Origin of the sequence: Hymenobacter armeniacus (assembly GCF_014699055.1) — a bacterium.
Taxonomy (GTDB): domain Bacteria; phylum Bacteroidota; class Bacteroidia; order Cytophagales; family Hymenobacteraceae; genus Hymenobacter; species Hymenobacter armeniacus.
Genome location: NZ_JACXAC010000003.1, coordinates 742,202 through 757,616, shown reverse-complemented (window position 1 = coordinate 757,616; position 15,415 = coordinate 742,202). Strand labels below are relative to the sequence as shown.

Annotated in this window: 13 protein-coding genes; 8 read left to right on the top strand and 5 right to left on the bottom strand. The window is 61.2% G+C overall.

Annotation, left to right across the window (positions count from 1 at the left end):
• Window positions 1-32 precede the first annotated feature (32 nt).
• Complete coding sequence (locus IC234_RS11495; RefSeq protein ID WP_190924616.1) at window positions 33-905, bottom strand: SDR family oxidoreductase; 873 nt, start codon at window positions 903-905, stop codon at window positions 33-35.
• Window positions 906-1,078: 173 nt separating this feature from the next.
• Between IC234_RS11495 and IC234_RS11490 the strand changes: the two genes are divergently transcribed.
• The 3 genes from IC234_RS11490 (at window position 1,079) to IC234_RS11480 (ending at window position 3,841) form a co-directional block, all read left to right on the top strand.
• Window positions 1,079-1,957 (top strand): Rossmann-fold NAD(P)-binding domain-containing protein, encoded by an 879-nt coding sequence (locus IC234_RS11490; protein WP_190924614.1) that lies wholly within the window; start codon window positions 1,079-1,081, stop codon window positions 1,955-1,957.
• A gap of 36 nt (window positions 1,958-1,993) precedes the next feature.
• The gene (locus tag IC234_RS11485; protein ID WP_317173368.1) at window positions 1,994-3,295 is read left to right on the top strand and encodes a BaiN/RdsA family NAD(P)/FAD-dependent oxidoreductase; all 1,302 of its coding nucleotides are present in this window, start codon (window positions 1,994-1,996) and stop codon (window positions 3,293-3,295) included.
• Between the two features lie 99 nt (window positions 3,296-3,394).
• Entirely contained in the window at window positions 3,395-3,841 is a 447-nt protein-coding gene (locus IC234_RS11480; protein ID WP_190924612.1) for a PA2169 family four-helix-bundle protein, read from the top strand.
• A 136-nt stretch (window positions 3,842-3,977) separates the two neighbouring features.
• Here the strand turns inward: IC234_RS11480 and IC234_RS11475 are convergent, their stop codons facing one another.
• Together IC234_RS11475 and IC234_RS11470 are read right to left on the bottom strand one after the other, a co-directional pair.
• Window positions 3,978-5,981 (bottom strand): DEAD/DEAH box helicase, encoded by a 2,004-nt coding sequence (locus IC234_RS11475; RefSeq protein WP_190924610.1) that lies wholly within the window; start codon window positions 5,979-5,981, stop codon window positions 3,978-3,980.
• Between the two features lie 438 nt (window positions 5,982-6,419).
• The gene (locus tag IC234_RS11470; protein ID WP_068239330.1) at window positions 6,420-6,614 is read right to left on the bottom strand and encodes a cold-shock protein; all 195 of its coding nucleotides are present in this window, start codon (window positions 6,612-6,614) and stop codon (window positions 6,420-6,422) included.
• 286 nt (window positions 6,615-6,900) lie between these two features.
• Here IC234_RS11470 and IC234_RS11465 point away from each other — a divergent pair, with 286 nt between their 5' ends.
• Genes IC234_RS11465 through IC234_RS11455 form a run of 3 tightly spaced genes read left to right on the top strand, consistent with a single transcriptional unit; the run spans window position 6,901 to window position 11,217 of the window.
• Window positions 6,901-7,335, top strand: coding sequence for an acyl-CoA thioesterase (locus IC234_RS11465; RefSeq protein WP_190924608.1), 435 nt, complete (start codon window positions 6,901-6,903; stop codon window positions 7,333-7,335).
• Between the two features lie 39 nt (window positions 7,336-7,374).
• Window positions 7,375-7,746 (top strand): hypothetical protein, encoded by a 372-nt coding sequence (locus IC234_RS11460; RefSeq protein WP_190924606.1) that lies wholly within the window; start codon window positions 7,375-7,377, stop codon window positions 7,744-7,746.
• Window positions 7,747-7,788: 42 nt separating this feature from the next.
• Window positions 7,789-11,217, top strand: a complete 3,429-nt coding sequence (locus tag IC234_RS11455; protein WP_190924604.1) for a UvrD-helicase domain-containing protein — start codon at window positions 7,789-7,791, stop codon at window positions 11,215-11,217.
• Window positions 11,218-11,229: 12 nt separating this feature from the next.
• Here the strand turns inward: IC234_RS11455 and IC234_RS11450 are convergent, their stop codons facing one another.
• On the bottom strand, window positions 11,230-11,523 hold the full coding sequence (locus IC234_RS11450) for a hypothetical protein (RefSeq protein ID WP_190924603.1): 294 nt from the start codon (window positions 11,521-11,523) through the stop codon (window positions 11,230-11,232).
• A gap of 729 nt (window positions 11,524-12,252) precedes the next feature.
• Between IC234_RS11450 and IC234_RS11445 the strand changes: the two genes are divergently transcribed.
• Together IC234_RS11445 and IC234_RS11440 are read left to right on the top strand one after the other, a co-directional pair.
• On the top strand, window positions 12,253-12,981 hold the full coding sequence (locus IC234_RS11445) for a hypothetical protein (protein WP_190924601.1): 729 nt from the start codon (window positions 12,253-12,255) through the stop codon (window positions 12,979-12,981).
• A 100-nt stretch (window positions 12,982-13,081) separates the two neighbouring features.
• Entirely contained in the window at window positions 13,082-14,398 is a 1,317-nt protein-coding gene (locus IC234_RS11440; protein ID WP_190924599.1) for a leucine-rich repeat-containing protein kinase family protein, read from the top strand.
• A 9-nt stretch (window positions 14,399-14,407) separates the two neighbouring features.
• Here the strand turns inward: IC234_RS11440 and IC234_RS11435 are convergent, their stop codons facing one another.
• Window positions 14,408-15,334 carry an alpha/beta hydrolase gene (locus IC234_RS11435; protein WP_190924597.1) on the bottom strand — a complete coding sequence of 309 codons (927 nt, stop codon included), beginning with the start codon at window positions 15,332-15,334 and terminating at the stop codon, window positions 14,408-14,410.
• Window positions 15,335-15,415 lie beyond the last annotated feature (81 nt).

Here is a 15,415-nt window from a genome sequence, read left to right as displayed (position 1 = left end):
CAAAATCCGGGCAATTCTTTCCAATTCCCGGTTTAGCGGCGCATGGTCTTTTCGATTTGGTCCCACATGGCGGGCGTCAGCATTTCCAGCTTATTGAATTCGCCGGCGCCGTTGAGCCACTCGCCGCCGTCGATGGTTACCACTTCCCCGTTCACGTAGGCCGAGAAATCCGACACCAGGTAGGCAGCCAGGTTGGCCAGCTCCTGGTACTGGCCCACGCGCTTGAGCGGCACGCTGGCCGCCGGGTCGAGCTTGCTGGCCAGGGGCTCGGGGAACAGGCGGCTCCAGGCGCCTTCCGTCGGGAACGGGCCGGGTGCAATGGCATTGGAGCGAATGCCGTACTTGGCCCACTCCACCGCCAGCGAGCGGGTGATGGCGAGCACGCCCGCCTTGGCCGCTGCCGAGGGCACCACAAAGGCCGAGCCCACCGAGGCATACGTCGTCACGATGTTGAGAATGGTACCGGGCTTCTGGTCGGCAATCCAGCGCTTGCCCACGGCCAGCGTGCAGTTGTAGGTGCCGCGCAGCACAATGTCCACAATTACGTCGAACGCCTTGTGCGACAGGCGCTCCGTGGGGCTGATGAAATTGCCGGCCGCATTGTTCAGCAACACGTCGACGCCGCCAAACTCCTGCACGGTGCGCTCCAGCATGGCTTCCACCTCGTCGTACTTGCGCACGTCGCAGGCCACAGCCAGCACCTTGCCGCCGGTTTGCTGGCGCAGCTCCTCGGCGGTTTTTTCCAGCACCTCAAGCTTGCGGCTGCTGATGGTGACGTTGGCCCCCAGCTGCAGGAAATAGGTGGTCATGGCCCGTCCCAGGCCAGTGCCGCCGCCGGTCACAATGATGGTTTTGCCGGCCAGCGCGTTGTCGCGCAGCATGGGTTGCGAGTAAGGAGTGTTCATGCAAATGAATAAAAATGGGTGGGAAGTGCGGGCGTGTCCGCCACCCGAAGGTACTAGGCCCCGACCATCTACCCGCAACCGGAAGACGGCGTCCCATTTCACCTGTTAAATATAGTATTACGTATTTTTTTCGCAACTTCGGGCCATCAGGCCAAGTTAATTGTTGAGGTTGCATGACAAGTTCCAATTCCGGGGGCTCCGCGAGCACGACATCTGGAGCGGAACACCCCACCGTATTAGTGCTGGGCTGCGGCTGGCTGGGCCTGGCCTTGGCCCGCGCCCTGGCCGCCGCCGGCCACGTGGTGCTAGGCACCACTACCACCCCCGAAAACCTGGCCGGCATGGAGGCCGCTGGCATTCAGTCGCATCTGCTTAGCCTGGGTGCTGATTTTAATGCCCCGGCTGAAGCCCTGCTCCTGCGCCTGCTGGGCGCGGCCGATGTGCTGGTGCTGAACGTGCCGCCCCGGGCCGCCCCCGCCGGCGCCTATCCCTCGCTGCTGCGGCCGGTGCACCGGGCCGTGGCCGCCGCCGGCACGCGCCACGTGCTGTTTGTGAGCTCCACCAGCGTGTATCCGAACGAGCCGCGCCTGATGCGCGAAGCCGACGCCCTCAGCACCCGCGACGCGGCTTCCGATGTGCTGCGCGCCGAGGGCCACTTCGTGCCCCGCTATGGGCAATGGAAAAGCACGGTGGTGCGCCTGGGCGGCCTCATGGGCCCCGACCGCGCCCCCGGCCGCTTTCTGGCGGGCCGCCGCGACCTCGAACAAGGCAACGCGCCCGTTAACCTGGTGCACCTTACCGACGTGGTGGGGGTGCTCTCGGCCATCATCCGGCACGGCGTGTGGGGTCACACCTTCAATGTGTGCGCCGAACAACACCCAACCCGTCGTGATTTTTACCCGGCCGCGGCGCGCTACCTCAAGCTGGAAGCCCCCACCTTCAAAGACGAAAAGGGCGTGAGCGGCAAAACCATCGACAGCAGCCTGGTGCGCTCGTTGGTGCCTTATACGTTTCAGCACGACGACGTGCTGGCCGCCTTGGAGCACTGCTAACCGGTGGCCCAAGCAGGCCCGCTGTACCTTTGCGCGGTGAAAACCGATGCTACCCCTCCCCTGATGGCCGTGCTGGGCGGCGGCGCGGCCGGCTTCTTTGGTGCCATTGCCTGTGCCGAAGCCAACCCGCACGTGCGGGTGCTGCTGCTGGAAAAAACCGGCAAGCTGCTGAGCAAAGTGCGCGTGTCGGGCGGCGGGCGCTGCAACGTCACGCACGCCTGCGAAACCGCAGCCCAACTCGTGGCGCACTATCCGCGCGGCAGCAAGCAGCTCAAAAGTGCTTTTCAGCGCTTTGGTGTGGCCGACACCATTGCCTGGTTTGCCCGGCGCGGGGTGGCGCTGAAGACCGAGGCCGACGGCCGCATATTCCCCACCACCGACTCGAGCGAAACCATTGCCCGCGCCCTGGAGGAGGCTGCCCGCCGGGCCGGCGTACAGGTACTGACCAACACCAGCGCCGACGACATTCAGCCCCTGCCCACGGGGGGCTTTCGCCTGCGGATGAGTGGCGCCGGCGCGGCCGCACTAGGCCCCACGCTGCACGCCCATCAGGTGCTCATTGCCACCGGCGGCAACCCCAAAAGCGCCAATTATGACTGGCTGCGCCAGCTGGGCCACCGCATTGCCGAACCGGTACCATCGCTCTTCACCTTCAACGTGCCGGAGTCGCCGCTGCAAGAACTCATGGGCGTGAGCGTGCCCCACGCCCGGGTGGTGTTGGCCGGCGAGAAACTGCAATACGAAGGTCCGCTGCTGGTGACGCATTGGGGCGTGAGCGGGCCGGCGGTACTCAAGCTTTCGGCCTGGGGCGCCCGCCGGCTCAGCGAGCTGGGCTACGTGGGCACGGCCCTGATTAACTGGATTCCCGCGCACACCGAAGAAACGCTACGGCCCTGGCTGCAGCAGTTCCGGCAGGAAAACGGGAAGAAAACCGTGGCGTCCAACCCCCAGTTTGGCTTGCCCCAGCGCCTCTGGCGCAACCTTACCGAGCAAGCCGGCATTGCGCCCGACACCCGGTGGAGCGACCTCCCAGCCAAAGCCCAAAACCGCCTGTTGGAGCTGCTGCTGCGTTCGCCCCTGGCCGTGCGGGGCAAAACCACTTATAAAGAAGAGTTTGTGACCTGTGGCGGCGTGGTGCTCGACGAAGTCGACCTGAAAACCATGGAAAGCCGCCGCGTGCCCGGCCTGTATTTCGCGGGCGAAGTGCTCGACATCGACGGCATCACGGGCGGCTTCAACTTTCAGGCGGCCTGGACAACCGGATTCCTGGCCGGCCAGGCCATGGCGGCGGCGCATGAGAAAGAGGACGCTATAAATTTCGATGCCAAGGTTCGGTAACCCGTTCCGCTCTTTCTTCATTGCGCGCAGCGTCTGTAACCTTCCCATGGGTGAGGCAGTAAACGGAGCATACTTTCCAACTTACTTTTCTCTTTCCCAATGGAAGCCAAAGCCACCACCGCCCTCCTCAACGAACTAGTTGAAACCCTCAAAGATGGCCAGAAAGGCTACGCCGACGCCATGACCGACGTGGAGGACAGCAGCCTGAAAGATACGTTCAAGAAATACGCCGCCCAGCGCGCCAGCTACATCACTGAAATCGAGGACCAGATGTTCAAGCTGGACCTCAAGCCCGACGAAAGCTCGTCGATAACCGGCACCGTGCACCGCGCCTGGATTGACCTGAAATCGGCCCTGACCAGCAAAGACAACAAAGCCGTTCTCAACGAGTGTGAGCGCGGCGAAGACTACGCCGTGAAAGCTTACCAAACCGCCCTCAAAGCCCAGGACCTGCCCAGCAACCTGAAATCGGTAATCGAAAAGCAATACCAAGGTGTGCAGGAGGCCCACAACACCATCAAGGCCCTGCGCGACTCGGCCAAATAAGTTCTTCTTTCTTGTTTGTTAAGGCAACAAAAAAGCCGCCCAATGGGCGGCTTTTTTGTCTTCTAACCTTCTTCTAATCTATTCACACATAATCGTCACCTAATCTGGTTAATCCAGGTAATCAGCCTATTAGTGGCTATTCGTCAAAGCTCTCGTTGCGGGGGGCGCGGGGCGTGCGCGGGGTTTCGTACTCGCGCGGGGCGCCGTAGCTGGGCTTGTTGCCGTAGCTGGGACGGTCACCGTAGCTCGGGCGGTTGCCGTAGCCCGACTTACCCGTGCCACCTTCGCGGCGGTCGCCGTAGCTGGGGCGGTTGCCGTAGCCGCTGCCACCGTCGCGGTTGCCTTTGTAGCCACCGCCGTAGCCGCCCTCGCGGCGCTCGCCGCCACCAAAGCTGCCACCGCCACGGTTGCCGCCTTTGTAGCCGCCGCCGTAGCCACCCTCGCGGCGCTCGCCGCCGTTGAAAGGACGACGCTCCCGGTCGCCACCGAAACCGCCAGGACCGCCGCGGCTGAAACCCTCTTCTTTGGCGGCGCCCTCCTGCACGGGAGTAGCAACGCTAAAGCTCACCGGCGAGCCCTGAATGCTGGTGCGGCCCAGCTTGCTCACAATCTCATCGGCAAACTCCGACGGCACCTCCACAAAGCTGAACTTGTCGTAGAGGGCAATGTCGCCCACTTTGGCACCGGTCAGGTTGGTCGATTCCGAAATCAAGTCCACGATGTCGCGGGGGTGAATCCGGTCTTTCTTGCCCATGGTCACGAACAGGCGGGTGTAGCCGGGGCGAGCCGAACCGGCGGCCTTGCTGGCGTCGAGGCTCTGCTGAGCGCTCTTGTCCTCCTTCATGGTCATCTTGAGCAGCGCCGCGGCAATGTCGAGCGAGGTGATTTCTTCGCCCTGGTCGAGCAGGCGCTGCACGCGGCCCACGTATTTGTCGAGGTTGCCCTTCTCGATGATTTCCTTGATTTGGTTCAGGAACAGCGTGGTTTTCACCTCCGACACGTCGGCAAACGACGGCACCTGCGCCAATTTGATGTCGGCCTTAGTGAAGCGCATGATGTCGCGCAGCTTATAAATGTCGCGGCCGCTCACAAACGTGAAGGCTTTGCCCGACTTGCCGGCGCGGCCCGTGCGGCCGATGCGGTGCACGTAGTATTCCTCGTCGGCAGGCAGGTCGTAGTTCACTACGGCTTCCACGTTGTCCACGTCGATGCCACGGGCGGCCACGTCGGTGGCCACCAGCACTTCCAGCGTCGATTTACGGAATTTATCGAGCGTGTTCTGGCGCTGCTGCTGGCCCATGTCGCCGTGCAGGCCTTCGGCGAAGTAGCCTTTAGCTTGCAGGTCGGCCACTATTTCGTCCACCATGCGCTTGGTGTTGGCGAAAACGATGGTCGACTTCAGGTTGTACATGTCGAGCAAACGAGTCAGCACGTCCTTTTTCTGGGGGCCGCGCACCTCGTAGTAGCTCTGCTCGATGTTGGTCACCGTCATCGTCTTGTGGTTCACCTTCACAATCTGCGGGTCGCGCTGATATTTCTTGGTGAGCTCCATGATGGGCTTGCTCATCGTGGCCGAGAAGAACACCGTCTGGCGGTCTTCGGGCATCTTGGTCAGGATGAACTCGATATCGTCGCGGAAGCCCATGTCGAGCATTTCGTCGGCTTCATCCAGAATAATCTTGGTGGTTTTGTCGAGGCGCAGGGTGCCGCGCTCGATGTGGTCCATCACCCGGCCGGGCGTGCCGATTACAATTTGCACGCCGCGCTCCAAGGCGCGGAGCTGACGGTCGTAGGGGCTGCCGCCGTAAATGGGCACCACCATCAGGCCGCGCTTGTATTTGCCCAGCTTCTGGATTTCGCCCGACACCTGCACCGCGAGTTCGCGGGTGGGGCAAAGCACCAACACCTGCACGTCTTTGCTCTCGGTATCGATGTTGTCGATGGCGGGAATGGAGAAGGCAGCGGTTTTGCCGGTACCCGTCTGGGCTTGGCCGATAACGTCTTTGCCGGCGAGCAGCACGGGAATGGCGGCGGCCTGAATGGCCGAAGCTTCCTCGTAGCCCATCTCGGTGATGGCGCGTTGTACTTCCTCGGATAGGTTTAGCTCGTCAAAGCGAACTACAATTTTTTCAGCTTCCATGAATGTGGAATTGGTAAGGGGGTAAGAGACTCGCTCCGAAAACAGCCGTACTCAGCGACGTTTCCCCTCCTTCTACCTTTTCACAATCAGGCGGGAAAAAACAACCAAAAAACTACGCGACCAATGCGTTAGCGCCACTCTCGGGCTTGCGCGGACTTAGGCCGTCCTCAAATGCGGGTGCAAAGGTACGGGTTTTATTTTGGAAAAGCTAGGATGGGGCAAAAAGAATGTCATGCTGAGCGCAGCCGAAGCATCTTGAGCGCAGCACTAACTCAATGGTAAAGTGGTAAAGTGGTAAAGTAAATGAACTACTTGTGCGGTAGAGATGCTTCGGCTGCGCTCAGCATGACGTTCTAGTTCGTTCGGGCACCTCTGTGCCGGGCACAAAAAAAAGCCCACCAAAGGCGGGCTTTCTTAGATTGCAAAGCTTGAGCTGAATTAAACCAGCGATACTTTTACTGCGTTCGGGCCTTTTTTGCCTTGAGCTACTTCGTATTGAACTTTGTCGTTTTCGCGAATCGAGCTAACCTGGAGGTCGCTGATGTGAACGAAGATGTCTTCGCCAGTTTCGTCGTTTTTGATGAAACCAAAACCTTTGGTGTCATTAAAGAATTTTACCGTTCCGGTGGGCATGGTGGTTGGTTGTGGAGTTTCCCTAAGCGTTTGGGCCACCGTGGCTTGGTTTCTTAGGTTGCGTCAAAGATAAGCAGAATTTCCAATTGACCAAGTCCATAGATATTTTTTTCAATGGCTTGGAACGCTAGCGGAGAAGGTCTTGCTCTATGATGCTGGGGGCGCCATGGGGCACAGCCCCGTGGTTCGGCTGCATGGAATTGAAAGTAAAGGCGTCACTCGCGCATTGCCTCGCTGCGCCCGGTATGACGTTCTTTTGTGTCTTGCGCACTGCTTTATTTCCGCCTTGTCCCTTTTCTTACCCATGCCCGACGCGCCCTCCCACGCCTTCTCGCACGAATTTCAGGTACCGGCCAGCGCCATTGATGCGCTGGGCCATGCCAATAATGTGGAGTACGTCCGCTGGGTGCAGGACGTGGCCGGCGCACATTGGCTAAGCATCTGCCCGCCTGAGTTGCGCGACCAAATTATTTGGGTGGTGCGCGAGCACCGCGTCCGCTACCTGCAATCGGCTTTCGCGGGCGAGACGCTGCGGGCCAGCACCTGGGTGGGCGAAACCAGCGGGGCCACGTCGCTGCGCTTCACCCGCCTCAGCCGCGTGAGCGACGGCGTGCTGCTGTGCGAGGCGGAAACGACCTGGGTGCTGCTCGACCCCAAAAGCGGCCGGCCGGTGCGGGTGACAGCGGAGATGGTGAGCTGGCTGAAGCCAGCTGCTGGCTAGTCTATTAGCAAATATGGTTCTATACTCTTAATTTATCCCATGAGGTACGCTCCCTTTTTCATCCTTGGCATCTTTCTAGTTGCAGCGGGTAGCGCTATTGGAAAATGTGATAAATCATTATTTAGCATTGTTCTTCTTGGCGGCTTCTCTAATGATAGAGTTGAGATAATAGTTGACAATAAAAAAGTATTTGACAGAATCGTTACAAGTGATGGTTCTACTGAACTCGCTGGTTCATGTTCTTTTAAAAAATCATTATGTAGACAAAAGGTCATAGCACTTGTTAATGGACACCAAATGCGCATTATATATCTGGACCACACAAAAATTAGTAATCAATTACTGGGACTATGGAAACATGAAAAGTCCATTTCTACTAGCTTTTATAAGATACCCTTGGTGCTTGAGTAATCTCAAACACTTCCAAGTGTTCATTCATACTACCCCTTAATAATGCCTCCCTCCTTCCGCATTTACTCTTCGTCGGCCGGCTCGGGGAAGACGTACCAATTAACGAAAGAATACCTGCTGCTGGCGCTGGGCGCCGATGACCCGGCGTACTTCAAGCGCGTGCTGGCCATTACGTTTACCAACGACGCGGCGGGGGAAATGAAGGAGCGCATTGTGGGGGCGCTGCGGCGGTTTGCGTACCCGGAAGGCGGGAAGGCCGACGGGCTGCTGGCCGAAATAGCGGCCGAGCTGAAGCTGCCGGAAACGGAGGTGCGGCAGCGGGCGGCCGAGACATTCCGGCTGGTGCTGTACCACTACGCCGATTTTGGGGTGAGCACGATTGACTCGTTTGTGCAGCGGATTGTGACGGCGTTTACCCGGGAGCTGGGCTTGCCGGCCACGTTTGAGGTGGAGCTGGACACGGACGCGGTGCTGCAAAGCGCCGTGGCCGCGCTGCTCGATAAGGTGAACCGCGACCCCAACAGCCGGCTGCTCTCCCAAACGCTGGCCGAATACGCGCTGGGGCAGGCCGACGAGGGCAAAAGCTGGAGCCGGCTGCCCGAGGAGCTGGCGGGCTTCGGGCGGGCGCTGTTCAACGAGACGGTGCAGGAGGCGGTGACGCAGCTGGGCCGGCTGACGCTGGCCGATTTCCGGCGGCTGGACAAGCAGATTCGGGCGAAGCGGGCGGAGATTGAGGCGGCCTTTGCCCAGACGCGGGAGGCGGCACTGGCGGTGCTGGAGCAGGCGGACGTGGCGGAGGGCGACTTTTTCCAGGGCAAGCGCGGCATCTTTGGCTACGTGCAGAAGGGCGTGGACTTGCTGGCCCCCGAGGCCGGGCCGAACAGCTACGTGACGGCCACGCTCAGCGACGACAAGTGGTACAGCGGCAAAATCAAGACCGAGGCCGACCGCGCCCGCGTGGATGCGGTGAAGGAGCCGCTGCGGGCGGTGGTGGCGGCCGTGGAACAGCTGCGCGAGGCGTATTTGTCGAGCTACGTGCTGCTGGCGGCCATGCAGCCGTACTTGTTTCACGCCTCGCTGCTGAGCGAATTGAACAAGGTGGTGGAGCAAATCAGCCGGGAGCGCAACGTGGTGCTGATTTCGGAGTTTAACCGGCGCATTGCCAGCATTGTGCTCACCGAGCCGGTGCCGTTTTTGTACGAGCGGCTGGGCGAGCGGTACGAGCACATTCTGATTGACGAGTTTCAGGACACCTCGGTGCTGCAATGGAACAACCTGCTGCCACTGGTGGAAAATACGCTGGCCAACGGCCACAGCAGCCTAGCGGTGGGCGACGCCAAACAGGCCATCTACCGCTGGCGCGGGGGCGAGATGGAGCAGATTCTGCGCCTGCACCAGAATAACACCGCCGCCCTGGTGGCGCGGGCCCGCGAGCCCGAGATGCGCGAGTTGCTGCGGCTGCGCTACGAAACTCTCGACCCCGTGCTCGAACCCAAAGCCCTGCAGGTGAACTACCGCTCGGCCCGCGAAATCGTGGACTTTAACAACGCGTTTTTCAAGGCGGTGAGCGACCGGCACGCCACGCTGGGGCTGGTGGCGGGCATTTTTGATGAGCATTTTGGGCAGCAGGTGCCCGAGTCGCAGAGCACCGCCCAGCAGGGCCACGTCGAGTTGCTGTTCACCCAAAAAGACGCGCCCGCCCTGCGCTACGACGCGGCTACCGGCGCCTACACCCCCGAGGCCCTCCCTGGCCACCTGCCCGAGGCCGTGCTGGGCTACGACGAAAGCACCTGCTACCTCACCCTGCAGCTGGTGGAGCAGGCCTTGGCCGAGGGCTACGCGTTGGAAGACATTGCGGTGCTGTGCCGGACCCGCTACGCCAGTAAAATCATTGCCAAGTTCCTGAAAGAGCGGGGCTACCCCATCATTTCGGCCGACTCGCTGGCGCTGGAATTTGCGGAGGTGGTGAACCTGCTGGTGAGCATCCTCAGGGTGCTGCACCAGCCGGCCGATACCCTGGCGCGGGCCGAAGCCCTGCTGCTCGTGGACAAGGTGGTGCGCGGGCTGGCCCCCACGCCGGCCCGCGCCCGGCACATTGCTGAGGTGGCCAATGCGGCCGGCGGCCACTCGTTTTTCGACGAGCTGCGGGCCCTGGGCTACGACGTGCGCGAGCAGGAAACCGGCAATCTGGGCCTTTACGAGCTGGCCGAGCGGCTGCTGAACCTCTTCGGCTTGCTGGGGCGCAACGGGGAGAGCGACTACCTGTTCCGCTTCCTCGATTTGACGCTGGAATACAGCCTGCGCTTCGGCAACAACCTGGGCAACTTCCTCACGCACTGGGAGGAGCGCAAGGGGCGCATCAGCATCAACGCGCCGGGGGGGCGGGCGGCCATCACCATCACCACGGTGCACAAGGCCAAGGGCCTGGCCTACGGCGTGGTCATCGTGCCGTTTGCCGACTGGAGCCTGGAGCCGCACCGGGGTACCCTGCTCTGGGGCCACCTGGAAGCCGGCGAAAAGCCCTTGGAGAACATGCCCGAAGTGGCCGTGGTGAGCCTGCAAAAAGGCATTCAGCAAACTGCCCTGGCGGCCCAATACGACGAGGAGCGCGAGAAAACCTTCCTCGAAGGGCTGAACACGCTGTACGTGGCCTTCACCCGGCCGCGCCACCGCCTCTACGTCATCAGCAAAAAGCCCGCTTTAGTTGCTAGTTCTTCGTTGTCAGTTGTTAGTTCGGGTAAGAGCCTGACAACTGACAACGAGCAACCGACAACTAACACTGCCGCCCGCTCCGTAGCTGATTTGCTGCATGGCTACCTTGCGAGCCAAGGTGAGTGGCAAGATGAACAAGTGTCCTTCATCCTCTCCCAAGGCTCCCCAGCTAAGAAAAAACCTGACAACGGACAACTAACAACTAACAACTACGAGCTAACCAACCTGGCCGCCGCGCCCTGGGAAGACCGCCTCAAGCTGCGCCGCCACGCCACCACCCTCTTCGATTTTGACGAGCAAAAAGAGCAGGGCGAGTGGAACCGCAAGCTGCACTTTGCCCTGCGCCGCCTGCTCACGGCCGCCGATGTGAGCCGGGTGGCCAGCCAGCTCGTGGCCGAGGGCATCTTGAGCGCCCGCGAGCGGCCCCAGCTGGTGGCCAGCCTCGAACGGCTGGTGAGCGACCCGCGCCTGGCCCCCTACTTCGCCCCGCACCTGAGCGTGGAAACGGAGCGCGAAATCCTGGTGGGCGGCGTGAAGCTGCGCGACTACAAGCCCGACCGCATCGTACTCGAACCCTCCCTGGAAGAACACCACCGCCTCGGCGGCCGGGTCACGCTGCTCGATTTCCGCCTGCCCCCGCCGCAGGAGAAACACCGGCGCCTGCTGCGGAATTACGCCACGCTCTTTGAGCAATTAGGCTACGCGGAGGTGAAAGGCCTTATTTATTATTTCGGCACGGGGGAAGTGGTAGAGGTATAGATAAGCTTTCTATTAAAAATAGCCGAGTTGTAAACGCGCAAACGACAATGTAAGCGCATAAATCACAGTCATTCCCATCAAAACGCTTACAACCAATAGTGCGCGTTTAGCAAGTCCCAAAGCAATGCGCTTTTTATTCATATTGGCTATTAACAACCAGATGATGGTTATGTAAGACAATAGAATTACATACCCTCCCAAGTAATGTAAAACCGGCCCAGTGGCATAAGCCATTAATAAGAACACCCCACCAAGAAAGCTATAACCCAACGCCGTTCGGAGAATGCGGTAATCTAGAGTGACCATGATGGGGATTTTGTTAGCAGAGAACTGTGTACTAAGGTAGATGACATCCGGCAGTCAGCAACTTTTCGCCGCCTCTGCGTGTAGATTTGTCATACCCGGAAAAATAAGGCCCCGGGCACTCGGCCCAACTCCTTACCAAAGCTACCGGAGTAATTGCGAGATGAGCAGCAGGCCCAAGCCTTTTGCCACACCTTTTAAGAAATCCAGCAAGAGCGGCGAACCGAACTTGCGAAGTAGCTTTTTCGCGCTGTCCTCGGCAGCTTGATTCGCTGCTTCATTTGAGTTGAAGGAAGGGTTGTCCTAGAACCCCGTTTCAAAACCCTCGGTGTTTCCTACACGCCGGGGGTTCGCCTTTTTAGGGGCAACCGCTGGCCGGGGACTACCTACGCGTGCGGCGAAGATAAGCGGGGCGCCACCCGGCCTGGGAAACTTCTCGACGGCCCTTGTCGCCTTGAGTTGGGAGCCGTCGAGACACTCGGGAGCACCCGGCACGGGGTGACAAGGGCCGTTGAGCGCCGCGACGGGCCATGGCGGCCCCCGCCGGAGGCCCCCGAGGGCCGCGACGGCCGGTGGCCCCGCCCGCCGAAGCCCGTTGAGCGACGGGGCGGCTGGCTGCGCGCCGAATCCGGCGCGGTGGCGGGAAATTTTGTCTCCTGAGAATTTCTGCTCACCTTAGCCCGGCCACAGTCTTACGGTGTCTTTCATCCCTCATTTTTACCCTCTTACCTCATGGCAGACCACTCTACCACGCCCGCTTCGGCCGGGGCTTCCACCCCCGTGCCTGCCGCCGACGCGGCGGTGAACCCCAAACTCCTCATCCCCAAAAAAGACGGCCCGCTGGCCGAAGTAGCGCGGCTCGTGGCCGAGGCCTGGGGCAAGGAAACCTGGTTTGTGCTGCGCTGGAAAACGCAGGCCGACTTCGCCCAGCTGGCCACCGATTTCGGCGCCGCCATCGCCGAGAAGCGCGGGGCCGCCGCGGCCCGCACCCCGCAAAGCCAGCGCCTGCAGGAGCTCGACGACCAGTTCGATGAGGGCCTGCGCATTCTGAAAAAATACATCAACGAAGACAGCGGCTACGACAAAGCCCGCACCGATGCCCGCCTGCCCGGCTTCGGGCTGATAACGCGCAAAAGCGGCGGCTTCGCCCTGAGCGCAGACCGCAACGAGCGCCTCAAGGCCCTGCGCGAGCTGCTGTTCCCCGCCGTGGCCGCGGCTCCCTTCGCCAAGCGCGACTTCGGCACGTCCTTCTGGCAAACCCGCTTCGTTGAATACCAGGACCTGCTGAGCAAAACCGATGGCCTGGCCAGCAAAGTGAGCAAGTCCGTGAGCCAGAAAGACACCGCCAAGCTGGAGCTGCGCAAGGTGCTGCAAGCCGTGGTGTACGCGCTGAAGGCCAACTACCCGGACACGTTCGAGGCCGAGCTGCGCGCCTGGGGTTTCCGCAAGGAGAGTTATTAGGGTACTGTAGCGCGGACATTTAGTCCGCGAGTGAATCGGGCCGCGAAGACTGCTACCCCCTCGCGGACTAAAAGTCCGCGCTACGCCGACCTTTGCCCCCATGCATACCCTCGAACAGCTGCGCGCCGGGCAGCTCCACGGCCACAAGCGGCTTGATTTGGCCGCCGGCCTCACCGAATTTCCCCGCGAGATATTTGACCTCGCTGATACCCTCGAAGTTCTCAACCTGACCGGCAACGCGCTGTCCTCGCTTCCCAACGACCTGGGCCGCCTGCGCCACCTGCAGGTATTATTCTGCTCCGACAACCGCTTCACCGAAGTACCCGCCGTGCTGGGCCAGTGCGCCGAACTGCACATGGTGGGCTTTAAAGCCAACCAGATACGCACGCTGCCCGGTGCCGCGCTGCCGCCCAAGCTGCGCTGGCTCATCCTCACCGACAACCAGCTGGAAGCCTTGCCCGAGGAAATTGGCAACTGCGCGCAGCTGCAGAAGCTGATGCTGGCCGGCAACCGCCTCTCCCAGCTGCCCGAAACGCTGGCCCGGTGCACCAAGCTGGAGCTGCTGCGCCTGGCCGCCAACCACCTAACCGCATTGCCGCCGTGGCTGCTGGCCCTGCCCCGCCTCGCCTGGCTGGCCTACGCGGGGAACCCGCTGTCGGCCACTGCCGAAAAGCAAGCCGACGCGCAGCAAACCGTCGGCCCGATTGACTGGCAGCAACTGACCGTGGAACAGCAGTTGGGCGAAGGCGCTTCGGGCGTCATCTATCGGGCGCTGTGGCGGCGGGCGAATTCCGACGATGCGGAAGTGGCCGTAAAGCTCTTTAAAGGAGCCGTGACCAGCGACGGGCTGCCCCATTGCGAGATGCTGGCCTGCCTACAGGCTGGCGCCCACCCCAACCTGATTGCCGTGGAAGGCAAAGTGAACGGGCATCCGTCGGGCGCCGAGGGCTTGGTTCTGGAACTCATCGACGAGTCGTTCGGCAACCTGGCCGGGCCGCCCAGCCTGCGCACCTGCACCCGCGACGTGTACGCCCCCGGCACCCATTTCACCCTAAAAACGGCCCTTTGCATTGCGCAGGGTATTGCCGCTGCGGCCGGTCATTTGCACGCGCAGGGCATTCTGCACGGCGATTTGTACGCCCACAACGTGCTGACGACCGCCGACGGCAATGCGCTGCTGGGCGACTTTGGCGCGGCCAGCTTCTTCGCACCTGAGGGCGAGGCCACCCCTGCCCTGCAACGGCTGGAAGTACGAGCCTTTGGCTGCCTGCTGCAGGAATTGCTGGCGCATTGCCCCGAAGCGGAGGGCTCCCCGCAGGCATCAAGTCTCCAGCGGCTCGAGCAGCAATGCCAGCAGCCTCACGTGGCCGCCCGGCCCTCCTTCGGCGAGATTCAGCAGGTGCTGGCTGGTTTGTAGCAACGCCTCCTACTTATTCAGCCAGCCGTTGGCGTCCATCCAGTTGCGCAGGCGGTCGGTCCAGAGGTCTTTGGTGGTTTTGTTGTTGAGGCCGAAGCCGTGGCCGCCTTTGGGGTAGAGGTGCAGCTCGGCGGGCACGCCGTGGCGCAGGCAAGCCTGGTAGAACACGATGCTGTTGTTGACGGGCACGGTTTTGTCGTCCTGGGCGTGCACCAGGAAGGTGGGCGGCGTTTGGGCCGATACCTGCAACTCGTTGGAATACCGGCGAATTTGTTCCGGCGTGGGCGTTTTGCCCAGCAGGTTATCCCGTGAGCCGCCGTGTTTGAGCGTGTCGCTGAAGCTGATGACGGGGTACATCAGCACCAGAAACGCCGGCCGCACCGACTCGGGACTGGGCTTGTCGCCCACCGGTTTTGCAAACTGCGTGCCCGCCCACGCCGCCAAGTGTCCCCCGGCCGAAAAGCCCATCAGGCCGATGCGCTCGGGGTTGAGGCTGTATTTGGCCGCCTGCTGGCGCACCAGGCGCAGGGCCTGTTGGGCATCGAGCAAGGGCGCGATGGATTTGTCGGGCTGGCTTTGGTCGTTCGGCAGGCGGTACTTGAGCACGAAGGCCGTGACGCCCATTTCGTTGAGGCGCTTGGCCACGTCGTAGCCTTCGCTGTCGATGGACAGGCGGGCGTAGCCGCCGCCGGGGCAAATGACCACGGCCGTGCCATTGGCCGTGCCCGCCGGCGGCACAAAAACCGTGAGGTTGGGCTGCACCACGTTGGAAATGCGCACCCCGCCGTTGGCCAGCGTGAGGCTGGTTTCCTGCACCGCGCTGGGCTTGGAATCGGGAATGGTGCCAGTGTATAGCGGGAGAGTTTGCTGGGCGTGTACGTGTACCGGAACAGCAGCAGCAAGGGCCAGTAAGCCGAGGACAAAGGACTTTTTCATAAGCAGCGCAATTGTACGCAGAAAATAATTTTATGGCCAATGAGTGGCACAATATGAAATCTAAGTAGAACTTTTCAAATA

Excerpts from the sequence above, each read along its gene's own strand:
- IC234_RS11495 (WP_190924616.1), bottom strand. The coding sequence starts at position 905 with ATGAACACTCCTTACTCGCAACCCATGCTGCGCGACAACGCGCTGGCC.
- IC234_RS11490 (WP_190924614.1), top strand. The coding sequence starts at position 1,079 with ATGACAAGTTCCAATTCCGGGGGCTCCGCGAGCACGACATCTGGAGCG.
- IC234_RS11480 (WP_190924612.1), top strand. The coding sequence starts at position 3,395 with ATGGAAGCCAAAGCCACCACCGCCCTCCTCAACGAACTAGTTGAAACC.
- IC234_RS11475 (WP_190924610.1), bottom strand. The coding sequence starts at position 5,981 with ATGGAAGCTGAAAAAATTGTAGTTCGCTTTGACGAGCTAAACCTATCC.
- IC234_RS11470 (WP_068239330.1), bottom strand. The coding sequence starts at position 6,614 with ATGCCCACCGGAACGGTAAAATTCTTTAATGACACCAAAGGTTTTGGT.
- IC234_RS11460 (WP_190924606.1), top strand. The coding sequence starts at position 7,375 with ATGAGGTACGCTCCCTTTTTCATCCTTGGCATCTTTCTAGTTGCAGCG.
- IC234_RS11455 (WP_190924604.1), top strand. The coding sequence starts at position 7,789 with ATGCCTCCCTCCTTCCGCATTTACTCTTCGTCGGCCGGCTCGGGGAAG.
- IC234_RS11450 (WP_190924603.1), bottom strand. The coding sequence starts at position 11,523 with ATGGTCACTCTAGATTACCGCATTCTCCGAACGGCGTTGGGTTATAGC.
- IC234_RS11445 (WP_190924601.1), top strand. The coding sequence starts at position 12,253 with ATGGCAGACCACTCTACCACGCCCGCTTCGGCCGGGGCTTCCACCCCC.
- IC234_RS11440 (WP_190924599.1), top strand. The coding sequence starts at position 13,082 with ATGCATACCCTCGAACAGCTGCGCGCCGGGCAGCTCCACGGCCACAAG.
- IC234_RS11435 (WP_190924597.1), bottom strand. The coding sequence starts at position 15,334 with ATGAAAAAGTCCTTTGTCCTCGGCTTACTGGCCCTTGCTGCTGCTGTT.